Genomic DNA, 17469 nt, shown 5'->3' with positions numbered 1-17469 from the left:
GCTGTCATGAAAGCAGTGAAAAATAGGCCAGCCTTGATGGGGGGAACGGAGCATGGGGCCTCCTGTCATTGCCATTGGCGATGGTAGGCACCCAGGGTCGTCTGGCTGCCTTCGGAGACACGGGCGAGCTGGGCATCCCATTCGCTCCTGACGCTGTAGCCCTCGGGGTTGGCGAGATAGCTGTCGATGGCGGCGCGCCAGACCCGGGTTACCTGCTCCACGTAGGCGGGGCTGCGCTGACGCCCTTCAATCTTGACCGACTGGATCCCGGTCTGGCACAGCTCGGGCAAGAGGCCCAGGGTGTTGAGGCTGGTGGGCTCTTCCAGGGCGTGATAGGTCTGACCGTCCACCTCGAAGCGCCCCTTGCACAGGGTCGGGTAGCCGGCGTTCTCCCCCGGGCCGTAGCGATCGATCAGCACCTCGTTGAGGCGGGATTCGAGGCCGCCGGGGGTCTCTTCCCAGCGCACGTATTTGGCCGGTGAGCAGGCTCCCACGGTATTGGGGCTCTCGCCGGTCATGTAGGAGGAGAGGTAGCAGCGCCCCTCCGCCATGATGCAGAGGCTACCGAAGGCGAACACCTCGAGGCCGACGTCGGTCTCGCGGGCCAACTGCTTGACCTGATGCATGGAGAGCACCCGGGGCAGCACCACCCGGCCGACGTTGAAGTGATCCTGATAGAAGCGGATGGCGGCGGCATTGGTGGCGCTTGCCTGCACCGAGACATGCAGCTCCATGTCGGGGTAGCGGCGGCTGGCGTAATCGAGCACGGCGAGATCGGCGATGATGAGGGCATCGGCACCGAGGGCCGCGCCTCTGTCCACCGCCTGCTTCCACCTCGCATCTGAGCCCGGGTGGGCGAAAGTATTGATGGCGATGTGCAGCTTGCGGCCGTGCTGGTGCACGTAGTCCACCGCCTTTTCCAGCTTGCTGTCGGTGAAGTTGAGGCCGGCGAAGTGGCGGGCGTTGGTGTCGTCCTTGAAGCCGATATAGACGGCATCGGCGCCGTTATCCACGGCGGTCTTCAGTGCCGGCAGGCTGCCTGCCGGGCAGAGTAATTCCATCGGTACGCTCCGAGAGGGCAAAAATGCAAAAGTGGCCCGATTGTATGCACGGGCGCGCTCCCACTTTTTGACCTGAGGCAGCTTTAGGTGGCTTTACCCTTCTAGAGGTAAGTGGGCGCAAGTTTGATTTTCAACAGGATCCTGCTCATCTCCCTGTGTTTGAATGCGCAAAAAACTGGGAGTACATCGTGTTTCAACAACTGCAACGTCGCCTGGTCGAACAGGCCCCCCGTCTCTTGCGTCGACCCCTCAAACTGGTGCCCTTCAGCGCCCAGCAACACCTGATGGAGAGCCTGCTGGCCCAGGTGTTCAAGGAAGCCATTGCGGATGGTGATTTCGCGTTCCTCGCGGGCAAGTGGCTCAAAGTCGAGGTGACGGATCTCGAACTCTGCTGGTTTATCAGCGAGCGGGAGGGAAAGCTGGTGGTGGCCCGCGACTGCGAGCAGGCGGACGTCTGCTTCAGTGGCTGCAGCCAGGATCTTATCCTGATCGCCGGCCGGCGGGAGGATCCGGATTCCCTCTTCTTCCAGCGCAAGCTGAAGATAGAGGGCAATACCGAGCTCGGCCTCGAGGTGAAGAACCTGATGGACAGCCTGGATCTCGACGGTTTGCCCGCCCTGATGAAGTATCCGTTGATCGACATGGCGACCCTGATCGAACGCGCCCGCTCCGTGCAGGAGCCTGTGGCCGCGCCGGCGACCTGAATTGCGCCACAGATGCGGCGCCACTCCCTGCGTGTGGTGCCTGTGCTGACGCCGGGCCCGGAAGCCGCAACCGTCCCTGGGGCAAGGTAGCCGGGTATTGGGATATGCCGGGCAGATGCGGCAGTCCGGCGCAGACCCGCAGATAGCACGCGGGCCGTGACTCAGCACGTCGGGGAGGGGAGATGAGGAGGGCGCCGAGTGATCCATCCCGGCCTGCCAGGGTTCACCTGCAACGCTCCTCCTCTCATGCCCTCTGGTTATACGCGTGGTCATTTTTGTTCTGAAATCCGGGCTCAGAAGCGGTGCCAAAATAGCGATTGGTTATGTTACAATTGCGCGCCATTTTTGACTGAAGATTGACTGGGCATGTTGGATCAGATTCGTATCATCTTGGTAAACACCTCTCACACCGGCAATATGGGCTCCGCGGCGCGGGCCATGAAGACCATGGGATTGACCCAGCTGGTACTGGTGGATCCCCAGGAGATGCCGGATGAGAACGCCGTTGCCCTGGCGGCCGGTGCCAGCGACATCCTGGCCAATGCCCGCATCGTCCCGACTCTGGAAGAGGCTATCGCCGGTTGCGGCCTGGTCATCGGTACCAGCGCGCGCTCCCGCACCCTGAGCTGGCCCATGCTGGACTCCCGTGAAGCGGGGGATAAAGCCGTAATGGAGGCTGCGATCCACCCGGTCGCCCTGGTGTTTGGCCGTGAACGCACCGGTCTCACCAACGACGAGCTGCAAAAGTGCCACTACCACGTCGCCATTCCGGCTAATCCCCAATACAGCTCCCTCAATCTGGCCATGGCGGTGCAGACCCTCTGCTACGAGGTGCGCATGCACTGGTTGCAGACGCAGGACTCCGTGGTGGCGGAGCCCGAGCTCGACTACCCCACGGCCGAGCAGCTGGAAGGGTTCTATCAGCACCTGCAGCAGACCCTGCAGCAGACCGGTTTCATCAGTGACGACCACCCCGGTCACGTGATGAGCAAGCTGCGCCGTCTGTTCAACCGGGCCAGACCGGAGACGGTGGAGCTGAATATACTGCGCGGCATCCTGACCTCGGTGAACAAATCCCGACCGCAAGGATAATCCCGACTAATTTACTCAAGCATATACTTGACTGATTTAGTCGGGTATGTGACCATGTGCCCATATTGATTTGTTCGCAAGACGGTAAGGCATATGAGACTGACCTCAAAAGGACGTTACGCAGTGACCGCCATGCTCGACGTGGCGTTGCATGCAGAGCAGGGGCCCGTACCCCTTGCCGATATTTCAGAGCGCCAGGGCATCTCGTTGTCCTATCTGGAACAGCTGTTTGCCCGCCTGCGCAAGCATGGACTGGTGAGCAGCGTGCGCGGCCCGGGCGGTGGTTATCGCCTCGGTCTGGCACCCGGCGACATCTCGGTCGGTCAGGTGATCACCGCGGTGGATGAGTCGGTCGATGCGACCAAGTGTCTGGGCAAGGGGGGCTGCCATGGTGGTACCCAGTGTCTGACCCACTCCCTGTGGCGTGACCTCAGCGAGCGTATCTCCAGTTTCCTCGGTGACATCACCCTGGCGGAGCTGGTTGGCCAGGCCGATGTGCGTCGCATCGCCGGCAAGCAAGATGAACAAATGAAGACCGTGTTGTCCCTAGTTGAACGGGCCGAACGCGGTGATGTGAGCTTAAAAGTCCAACTATAAACAAACGTGCTTTCCACGACGGGTCGCTGTGTGACCCCGTCGTAACGGAGAAAAACATGAAACTGCCTATATACCTTGATTATTCGGCAACCTGTCCGGTGGACCCGCGTGTCGCAGAAAAAATGATGCAGTGCCTCACCATGGACGGCCTGTTCGGCAACCCCGCCTCCCGCTCCCACCGTTTCGGCTGGCAGGCCGAAGAGGCTGTCGATCTGGCCCGTAATCAAGTGGCAGAACTGATCGGTGCAGATCCGCGCGAGATCGTCTTTACCTCTGGCGCAACCGAATCCAACAACCTGGCCATCAAGGGCGTCGCCCATTTCTATGCTGGCAAGGGCAAGCACATCATCACCTCCAAGACCGAGCACAAAGCGGTACTCGATACCTGCCGTCAGCTGGAGCGTGAAGGCTACGAGGTGACCTACCTCGAGCCGATGCCGAACGGCCTGTTCACCATCGAACAGATCGAAGGTGCCCTGCGCGATGACACCATACTGGTGAGCATCATGCATGTGAACAACGAGATCGGTGTGGTGCAAGACATCGCCGCCATCGGCGAGCTGTGCCGCTCCCGCAAGATCCTGCTGCACGTGGACGCGGTCCAGAGCGTGGGCAAGATCCCGGTCGACGTGGAAGCGCTCAAGGTTGACCTGCTCTCCATGTCCGCTCACAAGGTATACGGCCCGAAAGGGATCGGTGCCCTGTTCGTGCGTCGCAAGCCCCGTGTGCGCCTGGAAGCCCAGATGCACGGTGGCGGCCACGAGCGCGGTATGCGCTCCGGCACCCTGCCGACTCATCAGATCGTCGGCATGGGCGAGGCCTTCCGCATCGCCAAGGAAGAGATGGTGAGCGAGAGCCAGCACATCATGGCCCTGCGCCAGCGTCTGTGGGACGGCATCAAGAATATCGAAGAAGTCTATATCAACGGGGATCTGGACCAGCGCGTCCCGGGCAACCTGAACGTCAGCTTCGCCTATGTGGAAGGGGAATCCCTCATCATGGCACTCAAGGATCTGGCGGTCTCTTCCGGTTCTGCCTGTACCTCCGCCAGCCTGGAGCCTTCCTACGTGCTGCGCGCCCTTGGTCTGAACGACGAGCTGGCACACAGCTCCATCCGCTTCAGCATCGGTCGCTTCACCACGGAAGAAGAGATCGACTACGCAGTCAAGCTCATCTGTGACTCCATCGGCCGTCTGCGCGAGATGTCCCCCCTGTGGGAGATGTTCAAGGACGGTGTCGATCTGAACACGGTCGAATGGGCTCATCACTGATCCCTTGCCAGCGGCAAGGGTTGAGTGAACAACAGAATTAGCAGGAGTTAGATATGGCTTACAGTGAAAAAGTAATCGACCACTACGAGAATCCCCGCAACGTGGGTGGTTTTGACAAGAATGATCCCAGCATCGCGACCGGCATGGTCGGTGCCCCGGCCTGTGGCGACGTGATGAAACTGCAACTGAAGATCAGCGACGACGGCATCATCGAAGACGCCAAGTTCAAGACCTACGGCTGCGGCTCCGCCATCGCCTCCAGCTCCCTGGTGACCGAGTGGGTCAAGGGCAAGACCCTGGACGAAGCGGCTGGCATCAAGAACACCGACATCGCCGAAGAGCTGGCCCTGCCGCCGGTGAAGATCCACTGCTCCATCCTGGCGGAGGATGCCATCAAGGCCGCCATCGCCGATTACAAGCAGAAGAAAGGTCTTTAAGGTTCGGAGAGCAGTATGGCCATAACCATGACAGATGCCGCAGCGGCACGGGTTTCCTCTTTCATGACCAACCGGGGCAAGGGCATCGGCCTGCGCCTCGGCGTCAAGACGACCGGCTGTTCGGGTCTTGCCTATGTGCTCGAGTTCGTGGATGAGCTGGCCGCCGAAGATCAGGTCTTCGAGCAGAAGGGTGTCAAGATCATCGTCGATGCCAAGAGCCTGATCCATCTGGATGGCACCGAGCTGGACTTCGTCAAGGAGGGCCTCAACGAGGGCTTCCAGTTCAACAACCCCAACGCCAAGGGCGAGTGTGGTTGTGGCGAGAGTTTCAGCGTCTAAATGATGGAGCCGGCAGCCTGCTGCCGGCTCTGCCGTTCAAGGTTGATGGTGAGCAAGGCGCAAGCCTTCGAGTCTAAGGACACAGAATGAATCATTTCGAGCTGTTCGGGCTGGCACAGGGCTTCGAGCTCGATACCCGCCAACTGGCCGACACCTACCGCCAGTTGCAGACCCAGTTCCACCCCGATCGTTTCGCCACCGCCCCCGAGCGGGAGCAGCTGGCCGCCGTGCAGCGTGCCGCCCAGATCAACGACGCCTTTACCACCCTCAAGTCCCCCCTGCGCCGGGCCGAATATCTGCTCTCCCTGCGGGGCACCGACATTCGTGGCGAGCAGCAGACCCTGCAAGATACCGGTTTCCTGATGCAGCAGCTGGAGTGGCGCGAGCGTCTGGCGGATCTCAAGGGCGAGGCGGATCCTGAGGGCGCCATCGAAGATTTTCGCCGCGAGATAGGGCATGATCACCGCGCCCTGATGCAGCAGCTGACCCAGAGCCTGGCCACGGGCGAGGATCTGGACGCCGCCGACTGCGTGCGCAAACTCAAATTTGTCGACAAGCTCCTCGAGGAGCTGGAACGGTTCGAAGACTCGTTGTTCGAGTCTTGATCCCCTAACGCTGGAATTGTGATTACCCATGGCATTACTGCAAATCGCCGAGCCCGGCCAGAGCGCCGCCCCTCATCAGCATAAACGTGCCGTCGGCATCGATCTCGGCACCACCAACTCCCTGGTCGCCGCCGTGCGCAGCGGTCAGGCAGATACCCTCTGCGACGAGCAGGGGCGCGCCTTGCTGCCCTCGGTGGTGCACTACCAGGAGGCGGCCATCCGGGTCGGCTTCGACGCCAAGCGCGAAGCGGCGCAAGATCCCCACAACACCATCGTCTCGGTCAAGCGGATGATGGGCAAGGCACTGGCGGACATTGATACCCGCCAGCAGCCCTATGAATTTGTGGCCAGCGACAACGGCATGCCCCAGTTGCAGACCCGTCAGGGGCTGGTCAACCCGGTCCAGGTGTCAGCCGAAATCCTCAAGGCCCTGGCCGCACGCGGCGCCGCCGCCCTCGGTGGCGAGCTCGACGGCGTGGTCATCACGGTGCCCGCCTATTTCGATGACGCCCAGCGTCAGGGTACCAAGGATGCGGCCCGGCTGGCGGGCCTGCACGTGCTGCGCCTGCTCAACGAACCCACCGCCGCGGCCATCGCCTACGGCCTCGACTCCGGTCAGGAAGGGGTGATCGCGGTCTATGACCTCGGTGGCGGCACTTTCGACATCTCCATCCTGCGCCTGCATCGCGGCGTGTTCGAGGTGATGGCCACCGGCGGCGACTCGGCGCTTGGCGGTGATGACTTCGATCACCTGCTGGCGGACTGGATCAAGGAACAGGCCGGCCTGAGTGGTCAGCTCGACGCCCGCACCCAGCGCGAACTGCTGGATGTGGCCGCCAACCTCAAGCACGGCCTGACCGATGCAGACAGCGTGTCCTGCACCTTTGCCGGCTGGCAGGGGGAGATGACCCGCGCCCAGTTTGATGCCCTGATCCTGCCGCTGGTCAAGCGCACCCTGCAGGCCTGCCGCCGCGCTTTGCGCGATGCCGGGCTCGAGCAGGTGGAAGTGCTGGAAGTGGTGATGGTCGGGGGCTCCACCCGGGTGTCTCTGGTGCGCGAACAGGTGGGGACCTTCTTCGGCCGCACCCCGCTCACCAGCATCGATCCGGACAAGGTGGTAGCCATCGGCGCCGCCATCCAGGCGGACATTCTGGTGGGCAACAAGCCGGATGCCGAGATGCTGCTGCTGGATGTGATCCCGCTCTCCCTGGGGCTCGAGACCATGGGGGGCCTCGCCGAGAAGGTGATCCCGCGCAACACCACCATTCCGGTGGCCCGTGCCCAGGAGTTCACCACCTTCAAGGACGGTCAGACCGCGATGGCCATTCACGTGGTGCAGGGTGAGCGCGAACTGGTGGCAGATTGCCGCTCCCTCGCCCGCTTCACTCTGACCGGCATTCCGCCCATGGCGGCGGGCGCCGCCCACATCCGGGTCACCTTCCAGGTGGATGCGGATGGACTGCTGTCGGTCAGCGCCATGGAGAAATCATCCGGTGTGCAGGCCGAAATCCAGATAAAACCCTCTTACGGCCTGGGGGAGGAGGATATTCTCAGCATGCTGAGCGCCTCCATCGCCAATGCCCAGCAAGACATGGATGCCCGCATGCTGGCGGAGCAGCAGGTGGAAGCGGATCGGGTGGTGGAGAGCCTCAATGCCGCCCTGGCTGCCGATGGCGAGGCTCTGCTCAATGCCGCCGAGCGCGCCGAGATCGATGCCGCCATTGCTCATCTGCTGGCCATGCGTGCCAGCGGCACAACCAATCAAATCAAAGATGCCATCGAGGCGGCGGATGCTGCCAGTGGCGAGTTTGCGGCCCGTCGCATGGATGCCTCCATTCGCAAGGTGCTGACCGGCCAAAACGTCAACAAGGTGTAATATGCCAAAAGTGATCATTCTGCCTCACCCCGAACTCTGCCCGGAGGGCGCCGCCCTCGAAGGACAAGTCGGTGAGACCATCCTCGACATCGCCCTGCGCAACGGCATCGAGGTCGAACACGCCTGCGAGAAGTCCTGTGCCTGCACCACCTGTCACTGCATCGTGCGTGAAGGCTTTGACTCCCTCGAACCGAGCGATGAGCTGGAAGACGACATGCTGGACAAGGCATGGGGACTGGAGCCCGAGTCCCGCCTGAGTTGCCAGGCCCGTCTGGCGGATGAGGATCTGGTGGTGGAGCTGCCCAAGTACACCCTCAACCTCGCCTCCGAGCGCCATTGATGCGCCGTTAATTACACATGAGTGAATTGCACGTGCAGCATCGGGCGGTGCAATGATGATATGGTGAAGGCCGACCCTCTCGGGGGACGGCCTTTTTTGTATGCCCGCATTCCCCAGGTTGAACGACTTCGATCGAATAAATAGTGCCGAGAAAAGGAAGCAAGCTAAATGGCAGAGAAGATGAAAGTCCTGTTGTCCACCGACGCCGCCGCCGCCCACTGGGGCGAGGGGGCATCACTCAGTTTCAGCGGCGATGAGGCCCTGATCCACCTGGGAGCAACCACCCAGGAGAAGGAGGTGCTGCGCCTCATCCAGCGCGCCGCCCGCCGCCTCGAATCGAGCGGCATCAAGCGGGTCGAGCTGGCCGCCGGGGGCTGGGATCTGGAGCGGCGGTACGCCTTCTCCCAGGGCTTCTATGCCGCCAAGGGAGAGCGGGTGCTGGCGTTTGGTGAGCAGGATGATGCCGAGGCCGCTGAGCTGGCGGCCCTCGTCAAGGCGACCCGCTGGGTGCGCGAGGTGACCAACGGCTGCCCCGAGGCCATCTACCCCATGAGCCTGGCGGAGTCCGCCCTGCTGCTCATCCGCGGTCTGGCGGGGGACAGTGTCACCGCCCGCATCACTGCCGGTGAGGCGCTGCGCGAGGCCGGTCATATCGGGATCTGGTCCGTGGGTCGGGGCAGCGAGCGGGAGCCCGTGCTGCTGGAGCTTGACTACAACCCGACCGGGGATGCCAACGCCCCGGTGACGGCGGCCCTGGTGGGCAAGGGGATCACCTTCGACTCCGGTGGCTACTCCATGAAGTCCTCCGACAACATGCTGCCGATGAAGTCCGACATGGGGGGGGCCGCCATGGTGACCGGCGCCCTGGCGCTGGCCATCAGCCGTGGCTTGAACAAGCGGGTGAAGCTCATCCTCTGCTGCGCCGAGAACCTGGTCTCCGGCCACGCCTTCAAGCTCGGCGACATTCTGACCTATCGCAACGGCATCTCGGTGGAGATCCAGAACACGGATGCGGAAGGTCGCCTGGTGCTGGCGGACGGTCTGCTGGCCGCGAGCGAGAACGGCGCCGCCTATATTCTGGACGCCGCTACCCTGACCGGCGCCGCCAAGACGGCGCTGGGCCGCGACTACAACGCCGTGTTTGCCCTGGATGAGGCGGAGCAGGTGCGTGCCCTGGCCGCCGCCCGGGCAGAAAACGAGAAGGCCTGGGCCTTGCCGCTGGAATCCTGGCATGCGGGCCAGCTCACCTCGGCCTTCGCCGATCTGGGCAACGTCGCGTCTGCCGAAGGCACTGCCGGTGCGACCACCGCGGCGGCCTTCCTGTCGCGCTTCGTGCGCGGCGAAGGGCAGGGCTGGGTGCACTTGGACCTGGCTGCCTCCTACCAAAAATCCGGCAACGATCTCTGGGCCACCGGCGCCAAGGGCCATGGCCTGCGCACCATCGCCCGCTGGTTGCAGGAGGTGGCTGAATGAACATGAGTTTGTACTGCGGGTGGAGCCCTGAAGGGTATTCCCTGCTGGCAGGCCGGGCCTGCGCATCCCTGATTGTCCCCAGGTTGAAGGAGAAGGCGGAATGAACATCTGGCTGAGCCGTGAATTTGCCGCCCCCGAGTGGGGAGAGGGCGCCCTTTTGTCCCACCGTGCCGATGGTGCCGTGATCCATCTGGTGACCGCCAGCCCCTTGCTGGATATCCAGCAGGCGGCTCGTCGTCTGTGCAGCCAGGGGATCCAGAAGGTCGCCCTGTGCGGTCACTGGGAGCGTGAGCAGCAGTGGGCTTTCGCCCAGGGTCTGCAGACCCCCAAGGCCGAGGTGGAACTGCAATGGGCCACCTCGTCCGAAGAGGACAGGGAGGAGCTGGAGGCGCGCTGGCTGTGCGGGCGCTGGGTGCGGGAGGTGACCAACGCCACCCCGGAGCAGCTGGGACCGCTGGATCTGGCGGTGGAGGCGGCAGCCTTCATCACCGAACTGGCACCGGATCGCGTCAGCCACCGCATCCTCAAGGGAGAGGCGTTGCAGCAGGCGGGCTGGGTCGGCATCTACCAGGTCGGCCGCGGCAGCGATCGCGAGCCCGTGCTGCTGGAGCTTGACTACAACCCGAGCCGGGATCCCAAGGCGCCGGTGGCCGCGGCCCTGGTGGGCAAGGGCATCACCTTCGACTCCGGCGGTTACTCCATGAAAACCTCCCAGGGCATGCTGACCATGAAGCATGACATGGGGGGGGCCGCCATCGTCACCGGCGCCCTGGCGCTATCCATCCTGCGGGGGCTGGACAAGCGGGTGAAGCTCATTCTCTGCTGCGCCGAGAACCTGGTCTCCGGCCATGCCTACAAGCTGGGTGACATCCTTACCTACAAGAACGGCACCACGGTGGAAATCGTCAACACCGATGCCGAGGGGCGTCTGGTACTGGCGGATGGCCTGCAGCTCGCCGGAGAATCCGGTGCTCCCCTCATCATCGACGCCGCCACCCTGACCGGAGCGGCCGTGATGGCGCTGGGGGGGCGCTACAATGCCCTGTTCGGGCTGGACAAGGGGCTGGTGAGCCGGGCCATGGCCTATTCGGATGCAGAGCAGGAGCCGGCCTGGCCGCTGCCGCTCGAACCCTGGCATCGCCAGCAGTGCCCGTCCCACTACGCCGATACCGCCAACAGCCGACCGGTGCCGGGGGGCGGCCCGGGCGGGGCCTCCAACGCGGCGGGTTTCCTCTCCCGCTTCGTGCCGGGCGAGGGGCAGGGGTGGCTGCACGTCGACCTTGCCGCCTGTTTCAGCGACAACGGCGACAGCCTCTGGGCACCCGGAGCAAACACCCTGGGAATGCGCACCATAGCGCACACCCTGCTGGCGGAGACTCGCTAAGTAGCATGACGTATCGCAAGGGCACCGGACGGTGCCCTTTTCCATGGCGCCGGATAAATGAGCGTTAGCGTCACTTTTAACTGGTTAAGCAAGCTATCGTGCGCAAGCGCACATTTTTTCCTGCTGCCCTGGGACAAGATGAGTCACCATGTTGTTTCAAAGAGGCATTTGTTTAATAAAAAGTTGCTTTTTTGTGTGTTGTTTCGGTTTTTGTTTACGTATAATCGCCGCCGAACATGGATTCCTACAATAAAACTCTGTAGTTAAGGAAAGAACTCAATGGCTATCGAACGTACCTTCTCTATCGTCAAGCCGGATGCGGTCAGCAAGAACCTGATCGGCGCCATCTACAGCCGCTTCGAGAGCGCCGGTCTGAAAATCGTCGCCGCCAAGATGCTGCACCTGACCAGCGAACAAGCCGCCGGTTTCTACGCCGAGCACCAGGGCAAGCCTTTCTATGACGGCCTGGTGGCCTTCATGACTTCCGGCCCCGTCATGGTACAGGTGCTGGAAGGGGAAGACGCCATTCGTCGTCATCGCGAGATCATGGGCGCCACCAATCCGAAAGAGGCCCTGGCCGGTACTCTGCGTTCCTGCTACGCCGAGAGCATCGATCGCAACGCCGTCCACGGCTCCGACGCCCCGGCCTCTGCCGCCCGCGAAATCGCCTACTTCTTCTCCGAAGGGGAAATCTGCCCCCGCGGCTGATTGTCACCCAATATCATCAAGGGAGCCTCGGCTCCCTTTTGTTTTTTGGTCATTTGCGCCATATCCACTTATTCTCCAGGTGGAAAGCCAGACCCATTATTTGTACAATGCCGCCCCCTGACATCGGTCAGCCAATAATTTATGAAGTGTGTGAGCTGAGGCCCTTGATGAGCGCAACAAAAACCAACCTGCTGGATCTCGATCGGGATGCCATGCGTGCCTTCTTCGTCGAACTGGGCGAGAAGCCGTTCCGGGCAGATCAGATAATGAAGTGGATCTATCACTTTGGTTGTGATGATTTCGATCAGATGAGCAACGTCAACAAGGCGCTGCGCGAGCGTCTCAAGACCATCGCCGAGATCCGCGCCCCCGAGGTGAGCCGCGAGCAACGCTCCACCGATGGCACCATCAAGTGGGCCATGCAGGTGGGGGATCAGGAGGTGGAAACCGTCTATATCCCCGAGGCGGAACGCGCCACCCTGTGCGTCTCTTCCCAGGTGGGCTGTGCCCTGGCTTGTACCTTCTGCTCCACCGCTCAGCAAGGCTTCAACCGAAACCTGAAAGTCTCCGAGATCATCGGCCAGGTCTGGCGCGCCGCCAAGATCGTGGGCGGCAAACGCCCCATCACCAACGTGGTGATGATGGGCATGGGTGAGCCGCTGCTCAACCTCGCCAACGTGGTACCGGCCATGAAGCTGATGATGGATGACTTCGGTTTCAGCATCTCCAAGCGTCGCGTGACCCTCTCCACCTCCGGCGTGGTACCGGCCCTGGACATGCTGGGCGACCAGATTGACGTGGCGCTGGCGATCTCCCTGCACGCACCGAACGACAAGCTGCGCTCCGAGATCATGCCGATCAACGACAAGTACAACATCGAGGACTTCCTCGCCGGGGTACGCCGTTATCTGGCCAAGTCCAACGCCAACGGCGGTCGGGTGACCGTGGAGTATGTGCTGCTCGATCATATCAATGACGACATGCAGCATGCCCATGAGCTGGCCAAGGTACTCAAAGACACCCCCTGCAAGATCAACCTGATCCCGTTCAACCCCTTCCCGGGCAATCCGTTCGGCAAGCCGAGCAACAGTCGCATCGACCGTTTCTCCAAGGTGCTGATGGAATATGACCTGACCGTCATCGTGCGCAAGACCCGCGGGGATGACATCGATGCGGCCTGTGGCCAGCTGGTGGGGGAGGTGATTGACCGCACCAAGCGCACCATGAAAAATCGGATGCAACAGGATGGGATTTCCGTCAAAATGGTTTAACCGCTAAGCCATTGTATAGTCAGGGAATGGATATCCGTACATTGATCATAGTGGCAGCGCTCAGCGCGCTGCCCGGCTGTGTTACCGAAACCACTTACGCTGGCCAGAATTCGACCCAGCGCGAGGTGGGCCCCGATCTCAAGGCGGCTGCCCAGACCCGCCTCGATCTGGGTATCCAATATCTTCGCCAGGGCAATGCCGAACAGGCAAAGTTCAATCTCGACCGCGCCCTCCAGTACGATCCCGGCAATCCTCAGGTCTATATCGGCTTCGCCTACTTCTACCAGCAGGTGGAAGATTTCAAGGCGGCCGAAGAGAGCTACAAGAAGGCGCTCTCCATGGATCCGTCCAATGCTGACGCGATGAACAACTACGGTGCCTTCCTGTGCAACCGTGGCCGCTTCGATGAGGCGGACAAGGCATTCCTGCAGGCGGTCAGCCAACCGGATTACGTCAAGATCGCCGATACCTACGAGAATGCGGCGCTCTGTTCACTGCAAAATCATAGAAATGATAAGGCCGGCGAGTACTATCGTCTGGCCTTGGGGTATAATCCCCGCAATCCAAGGTTATTGCTGGACATGGCCGAGCTTTCCATGAAAGATGGCAAGCTGCCTGATGTGCAGTCTTACCTCGTGCGCTATGCCGATGTGGCAGAAGAGAACGAGGAGAGCCTCTGGCTCCGGCTGCGGCTGGCCCAGGCCATGGACAAACCGGCATTACTTCACCAATTCGGGACTGAGCTGGTAAGGCAATATCCCACTTCGCAACAAGCCAAGCGTTACTTAGCCAATGACTACTGAACAGCCACACGATTCTCAAGACGACTCCCAGGCAGTGGGCCCAGGCCAGCTGCTGCGCAACGCCCGTGAACAGCTCGGCTGGACGCGAGAGCAGGTTGCGTCCCGCATTCACCTTCGTCTGACCCTGATCGCCGCCATCGAGGCGGATACCTACGACAAGCACACCTCCCACACCTTCATTCGCGGCTACCTGCGCGCCTATGCCAAGCTGGTGGGGATCCCGGAAGAGACCATTCTCTCGGCCTACGAACGGCTGGGTCTGACGCCGCCGGACAACATCGACATGCAGAGCTTCTCCCGCCGCTCCCGCCAGCAAGCCAACGACAGTCGGCTCAAGGTCGTGACCTGGCTGGTGATCCTGGTCTTGATCGGGCTATCCATCGCCTGGTGGTGGCAGAGCACGGCCCGTCGCTCCGCCGGTGAAGAAGCCCTGGCCGCCACCGAAATAAGTGCAACAGAACAGGCCCCCAATGACAGCCTCACGCCTCCCACCGTGGATGTGGCTGCCCCTGAGCTGCCCGCCGCCTCTGATGCGGTAAGCACCGAGGCAACCGATGTTGCCGTGAGCGGCGCTGTCACCACGGATCCTGTGCTGGCCGATGCGGGCAATGCACCGAGTGCGAGTGCCGCACAAGACACTGAGGCGGCATCAGCCGCTGCCGCGACCACGGCCCCCGCAGACGAGGCCGCGACCGAGTCGGCCGGTGTGCCCCAACTCAAGCTGAGCTTCACCGCCGACTGCTGGCTGGATGTCAAGGATGCTAACGGCAAGACCCTGTTCAGCGGTCTGAAGAAGGCGAACGACGAACTGGTGCTGGAAGGACCCGAGCCACTCAAATTCATCATTGGCGCGCCCATGGCAGTCAATCTCGAATACAAGGGCAAGTCCTTCGACATGAGCCGTTACAACAACGGCCGGACTGCTCGCTTCTCACTGCCGCAGGAGTAATCAGTCCGTCATGTCCGCTCACGAATCCCCGATTATTCGCCGCAAATCCAAGCAGATCATGGTCGGCAAGGTGCCGGTTGGGGGCGATGCTCCCATCACGGTGCAGACCATGACCAACACCAAGACCACGGACGTGGCCGCCACCGTCGAGCAGATCCAGCGGATCGAGCGGGTGGGGGCGGATATCGTCCGGGTCTCGGTGCCGACCATGGAGGCGGCGGAAGCCTTCAAGCTCATCAAGCAGCAGACCAATATCCCCATCGTCGCCGATATCCACTTCGACTACCGTATCGCCCTGAAAGTGGCGGAGTACGGTGCCGACTGCCTGCGCATCAATCCGGGCAACATCGGCAACGAGGAGCGGGTGCGCGCCGTGGTCGACTGTGCCCGCCACTACAACATCCCGATCCGCATCGGGGTCAACGGTGGCTCGCTGGAGCGGGACATCCAGGAGAAATACGGCGAGCCGACTCCGGAGGCCTTACTCGAGTCGGCCATGCGCCACGTGGACTACCTGGATCGCCTCAACTTCGACAACTTCAAGGTCAGCGTCAAGGCTTCCGACGTCTTCCTGGCGGTCGGTGCCTATCGTCTGCTGGCCAAGCAGATCGATCAGCCCCTGCACCTTGGCATCACCGAGGCGGGTGGTTTTCGCGCCGGCGCGGTCAAGTCCGCCATCGGCCTTGGCATGCTGCTGAGTGAAGGCATCGGTGACACCCTGCGCATCTCGCTGGCCGCCGATCCGGTGGAGGAGGTGAAGGTGGGCTTTGATATCTTGAAATCCCTGCGCATTCGCGCCCGCGGCATCAACTTCATCGCCTGCCCCTCCTGCTCCCGTCAGGAGTTTGACGTGATAGGCACGGTCAACGCTCTGGAAGAGCGGCTGGAAGACATCATCACCCCCATGGATGTCTCCATCATCGGCTGCGTGGTCAACGGTCCCGGCGAGGCGCTGGTCTCCGATCTCGGCCTGGCCGGGGCGGCCAACAAGAGCGCCTTCTACGAGGGTGGCCAGCGGGTCGACCGGCTCAGCAATCAGGATCTCATCCCCGTGCTGGAGCGCCGCATTCGCGCCCGGGCGGCCATGCTGGATCCGGCCAACCAGATCCCGCTGGACAAGGGTTGACTCACCAACGTGTTGCAAAGTGGGGCCACCTGAGGTGGCCCCGGCTTTAGGTAGTTGATTTTACACCCCGCATCCGGGCACCCTGATTTTACCTCGGGGTCGAAAATCCCTATAATGCGGCCCAAATTCACGTCTTTTTCTCGAGTAGCAACGTGGCAAAACAGATCCAAGCAATTCGCGGTATGAATGATTGCCTGCCGGAGCAGAGCCCGGTATGGCAGAAAGTGGAACAGATCCTGCGCCAGGTCGTGGCCAGCTATGGCTACAGCGAAGTGCGCATGCCCATCGTCGAACAGACTCATCTGTTCAAACGCGCCATCGGTGAAGTGACCGATGTGGTCGAAAAAGAGATGTACACCTTCGAGGATCGCAACGGCGACAGCCTGAGCCTGCGTCCCGAAGGCACCGCCAGCTGTGTGCGGGCAGGTATCGAGCACGGCCTGCTGTATAACCAGGAACGCCGGATGTGGTACATGGGTCCCATGTTCCGTCACGAGCGTCCCCAGAAGGGCCGTTATCGCCAGTTCCATCAGTTCGGGGTCGAACTGTTTGGCATCAACGGGCCGGATATCGACGCTGAGCTCATCATGCTGACGCACCGCCTGTGGCGCCTGTTCGGCATCCAGGATCACGTGACCCTGCAGCTCAATACCCTGGGTCAGAGCAGCGAGCGCGCCGCTTACCGCGATGCCCTGGTCGCCTACCTGGAGCAGTACAAGGATCAGCTGGACGAAGAGAGCCAGCGCCGCATGTACAGCAATCCGCTGCGGGTGCTCGACTCCAAGGACGAAACAGTCCAGGCCATTCTGGTGGGGGCTCCGCGCCTGTTCGATCACCTGGGGGAGGAGAGCCTGGCGCACTTCGAGGGCCTCAAGCGTCTGCTCACTGCCGCCGGCATCCAGTTCGAGGTGAACGAGCGTCTGGTGCGCGGCCTTGACTACTACAACCTGACCGTGTTCGAGTGGGTCACCAACAGTCTGGGTGCCCAGGGCACCGTCTGCGCCGGTGGCCGTTACGATGGCCTGGTGGAGCAGCTCGGCGGTCAACCGACCCCGGCGGTAGGATTTGCCATGGGGATGGAGCGTCTGGTGTTGATGCTCGAAACCCTGGAGCTCAACGGCGACATTCGCCCGGCGGTGGATGTCTATCTCGCCATGGTGGGTGAGCAGGCCGAGCAGGCTGGCTTCCAGCTCGCCGAGCGGCTGCGTGACGCCTTGCCTTCCTTGCGTCTGATGAGCCACTGCGGTGGTGGCAACTTCAAGAAACAACTCAAGCGTGCCGACAAGAGCGGCGCGGCCATTGCCCTGATCCTCGGTGAGACCGAGGTGCAAAACGGGGAGATCACCATCAAGTATCTGCGTGGCCAGGCCGAGCAACAGACCCTCAAGGTCGATGCCGCCATCGCCCTGCTGGCAGCTAAAGGAGAGTAAGCT

General features: G+C 61.9%; 18 protein-coding genes. 17 read left to right on the top strand and 1 reads right to left on the bottom strand.

The annotated features are described in order from the left end of the window. Positions 1 to 65: 65 nt before the first annotated feature. Entirely contained in the window at positions 66 to 1061 is a 996-nt protein-coding gene (ubiU, locus tag ABNP46_RS12255; RefSeq protein ID WP_349918099.1) for a ubiquinone anaerobic biosynthesis protein UbiU, read from the bottom strand. A 188-nt stretch (positions 1062 to 1249) separates the two neighbouring features. On the opposite strand from ubiU, the gene ubiT reads away from it, so the two are divergent. The 17 genes from ubiT to hisS all read left to right on the top strand — a co-directional run bounded on the left by ubiT (position 1250) and on the right by hisS (position 17466). Then, positions 1250 to 1765, top strand: a complete 516-nt coding sequence (ubiT, locus tag ABNP46_RS12250) for a ubiquinone anaerobic biosynthesis accessory factor UbiT (protein ID WP_349918097.1) — start codon at positions 1250 to 1252, stop codon at positions 1763 to 1765. A 366-nt stretch (positions 1766 to 2131) separates the two neighbouring features. After that, entirely contained in the window at positions 2132 to 2857 is a 726-nt protein-coding gene (gene trmJ, locus ABNP46_RS12245; protein WP_349918095.1) for a tRNA (cytosine(32)/uridine(32)-2'-O)-methyltransferase TrmJ, read from the top strand. Between the two features lie 93 nt (positions 2858 to 2950). Further along, positions 2951 to 3454 (top strand): Fe-S cluster assembly transcriptional regulator IscR, encoded by a 504-nt coding sequence (gene iscR / locus ABNP46_RS12240; protein WP_349918093.1) that lies wholly within the window; start codon positions 2951 to 2953, stop codon positions 3452 to 3454. 56 nt (positions 3455 to 3510) lie between these two features. Then, positions 3511 to 4725, top strand: a complete 1215-nt coding sequence (locus ABNP46_RS12235; RefSeq protein WP_349918092.1) for an IscS subfamily cysteine desulfurase — start codon at positions 3511 to 3513, stop codon at positions 4723 to 4725. Positions 4726 to 4778: 53 nt separating this feature from the next. Beyond that, positions 4779 to 5162: a Fe-S cluster assembly scaffold IscU gene (iscU, locus tag ABNP46_RS12230; RefSeq protein WP_005299770.1), complete on the top strand. Its 384-nt coding sequence runs from the start codon at positions 4779 to 4781 to the stop codon at positions 5160 to 5162. 15 nt (positions 5163 to 5177) lie between these two features. Continuing rightward, positions 5178 to 5501 (top strand): iron-sulfur cluster assembly protein IscA, encoded by a 324-nt coding sequence (gene iscA / locus ABNP46_RS12225; RefSeq protein WP_042076614.1) that lies wholly within the window; start codon positions 5178 to 5180, stop codon positions 5499 to 5501. Positions 5502 to 5587: 86 nt separating this feature from the next. Beyond that, positions 5588 to 6106 carry a co-chaperone HscB gene (gene hscB / locus ABNP46_RS12220; RefSeq protein WP_349918091.1) on the top strand — a complete coding sequence of 173 codons (519 nt, stop codon included), beginning with the start codon at positions 5588 to 5590 and terminating at the stop codon, positions 6104 to 6106. Between the two features lie 28 nt (positions 6107 to 6134). Continuing rightward, the gene (gene hscA / locus ABNP46_RS12215) at positions 6135 to 7982 is read left to right on the top strand and encodes a Fe-S protein assembly chaperone HscA (protein ID WP_349918090.1); all 1848 of its coding nucleotides are present in this window, start codon (positions 6135 to 6137) and stop codon (positions 7980 to 7982) included. A gap of 1 nt (position 7983) precedes the next feature. Beyond that, positions 7984 to 8322: an ISC system 2Fe-2S type ferredoxin gene (gene fdx / locus ABNP46_RS12210; RefSeq protein ID WP_349918088.1), complete on the top strand. Its 339-nt coding sequence runs from the start codon at positions 7984 to 7986 to the stop codon at positions 8320 to 8322. Between the two features lie 168 nt (positions 8323 to 8490). Next, the gene (pepB, locus tag ABNP46_RS12205) at positions 8491 to 9795 is read left to right on the top strand and encodes an aminopeptidase PepB (protein ID WP_349918087.1); all 1305 of its coding nucleotides are present in this window, start codon (positions 8491 to 8493) and stop codon (positions 9793 to 9795) included. A 100-nt stretch (positions 9796 to 9895) separates the two neighbouring features. Continuing rightward, a complete protein-coding gene (pepB, locus tag ABNP46_RS12200; protein ID WP_349918085.1) occupies positions 9896 to 11179 on the top strand; it encodes an aminopeptidase PepB in 1284 nt (427 codons plus the stop codon). A 279-nt stretch (positions 11180 to 11458) separates the two neighbouring features. Next, positions 11459 to 11887, top strand: coding sequence for a nucleoside-diphosphate kinase (gene ndk, locus ABNP46_RS12195; protein WP_349918083.1), 429 nt, complete (start codon positions 11459 to 11461; stop codon positions 11885 to 11887). A gap of 167 nt (positions 11888 to 12054) precedes the next feature. Beyond that, the gene (locus ABNP46_RS12190; RefSeq protein WP_349918081.1) at positions 12055 to 13158 is read left to right on the top strand and encodes a bifunctional tRNA (adenosine(37)-C2)-methyltransferase TrmG/ribosomal RNA large subunit methyltransferase RlmN; all 1104 of its coding nucleotides are present in this window, start codon (positions 12055 to 12057) and stop codon (positions 13156 to 13158) included. An 11-nt stretch (positions 13159 to 13169) separates the two neighbouring features. After that, positions 13170 to 13961 carry a PilW family type IVa pilus biogenesis/stability lipoprotein TapF gene (gene tapF / locus ABNP46_RS12185; protein ID WP_349918079.1) on the top strand — a complete coding sequence of 264 codons (792 nt, stop codon included), beginning with the start codon at positions 13170 to 13172 and terminating at the stop codon, positions 13959 to 13961. Then, positions 13951 to 14910 (top strand): cytoskeleton protein RodZ, encoded by a 960-nt coding sequence (gene rodZ, locus ABNP46_RS12180; RefSeq protein WP_349918078.1) that lies wholly within the window; start codon positions 13951 to 13953, stop codon positions 14908 to 14910. Before tapF ends, rodZ begins: the two co-directional genes overlap by 11 nt. 10 nt (positions 14911 to 14920) lie before the next feature. Then, positions 14921 to 16036, top strand: coding sequence for a flavodoxin-dependent (E)-4-hydroxy-3-methylbut-2-enyl-diphosphate synthase (gene ispG / locus ABNP46_RS12175; RefSeq protein ID WP_349918077.1), 1116 nt, complete (start codon positions 14921 to 14923; stop codon positions 16034 to 16036). A gap of 152 nt (positions 16037 to 16188) precedes the next feature. Beyond that, positions 16189 to 17466, top strand: a complete 1278-nt coding sequence (hisS, locus tag ABNP46_RS12170; protein ID WP_349918075.1) for a histidine--tRNA ligase — start codon at positions 16189 to 16191, stop codon at positions 17464 to 17466. Positions 17467 to 17469 lie beyond the last annotated feature (3 nt).

It is taken from the genome of Aeromonas veronii (genome assembly GCF_040215105.1).
Classification (GTDB): domain Bacteria; phylum Pseudomonadota; class Gammaproteobacteria; order Enterobacterales; family Aeromonadaceae; genus Aeromonas; species Aeromonas veronii_G.
The sequence above is the reverse complement of the archived record's forward strand: the minus strand, read 5'-3'. Positions and strand labels throughout refer to the sequence as shown.

What these genes read in the sequence shown, in the direction of transcription:
- hscB (WP_349918091.1), top strand. Translation starts at nt 5,588, where the DNA reads ATGAATCATTTCGAGCTGTTCGGGCTGGCACAGGGCTTCGAGCTCGAT.
- ABNP46_RS12235 (WP_349918092.1), top strand. Translation starts at nt 3,511, where the DNA reads ATGAAACTGCCTATATACCTTGATTATTCGGCAACCTGTCCGGTGGAC.
- fdx (WP_349918088.1), top strand. Translation starts at nt 7,984, where the DNA reads ATGCCAAAAGTGATCATTCTGCCTCACCCCGAACTCTGCCCGGAGGGC.
- iscR (WP_349918093.1), top strand. Translation starts at nt 2,951, where the DNA reads ATGAGACTGACCTCAAAAGGACGTTACGCAGTGACCGCCATGCTCGAC.
- ndk (WP_349918083.1), top strand. Translation starts at nt 11,459, where the DNA reads ATGGCTATCGAACGTACCTTCTCTATCGTCAAGCCGGATGCGGTCAGC.
- trmJ (WP_349918095.1), top strand. Translation starts at nt 2,132, where the DNA reads ATGTTGGATCAGATTCGTATCATCTTGGTAAACACCTCTCACACCGGC.
- ABNP46_RS12190 (WP_349918081.1), top strand. Translation starts at nt 12,055, where the DNA reads ATGAGCGCAACAAAAACCAACCTGCTGGATCTCGATCGGGATGCCATG.
- ubiU (WP_349918099.1), bottom strand. Translation starts at nt 1,061, where the DNA reads ATGGAATTACTCTGCCCGGCAGGCAGCCTGCCGGCACTGAAGACCGCC.
- ispG (WP_349918077.1), top strand. Translation starts at nt 14,921, where the DNA reads ATGTCCGCTCACGAATCCCCGATTATTCGCCGCAAATCCAAGCAGATC.
- pepB (WP_349918087.1), top strand. Translation starts at nt 8,491, where the DNA reads ATGGCAGAGAAGATGAAAGTCCTGTTGTCCACCGACGCCGCCGCCGCC.
- rodZ (WP_349918078.1), top strand. Translation starts at nt 13,951, where the DNA reads ATGACTACTGAACAGCCACACGATTCTCAAGACGACTCCCAGGCAGTG.
- hscA (WP_349918090.1), top strand. Translation starts at nt 6,135, where the DNA reads ATGGCATTACTGCAAATCGCCGAGCCCGGCCAGAGCGCCGCCCCTCAT.
- iscA (WP_042076614.1), top strand. Translation starts at nt 5,178, where the DNA reads ATGGCCATAACCATGACAGATGCCGCAGCGGCACGGGTTTCCTCTTTC.
- pepB (WP_349918085.1), top strand. Translation starts at nt 9,896, where the DNA reads ATGAACATCTGGCTGAGCCGTGAATTTGCCGCCCCCGAGTGGGGAGAG.
- iscU (WP_005299770.1), top strand. Translation starts at nt 4,779, where the DNA reads ATGGCTTACAGTGAAAAAGTAATCGACCACTACGAGAATCCCCGCAAC.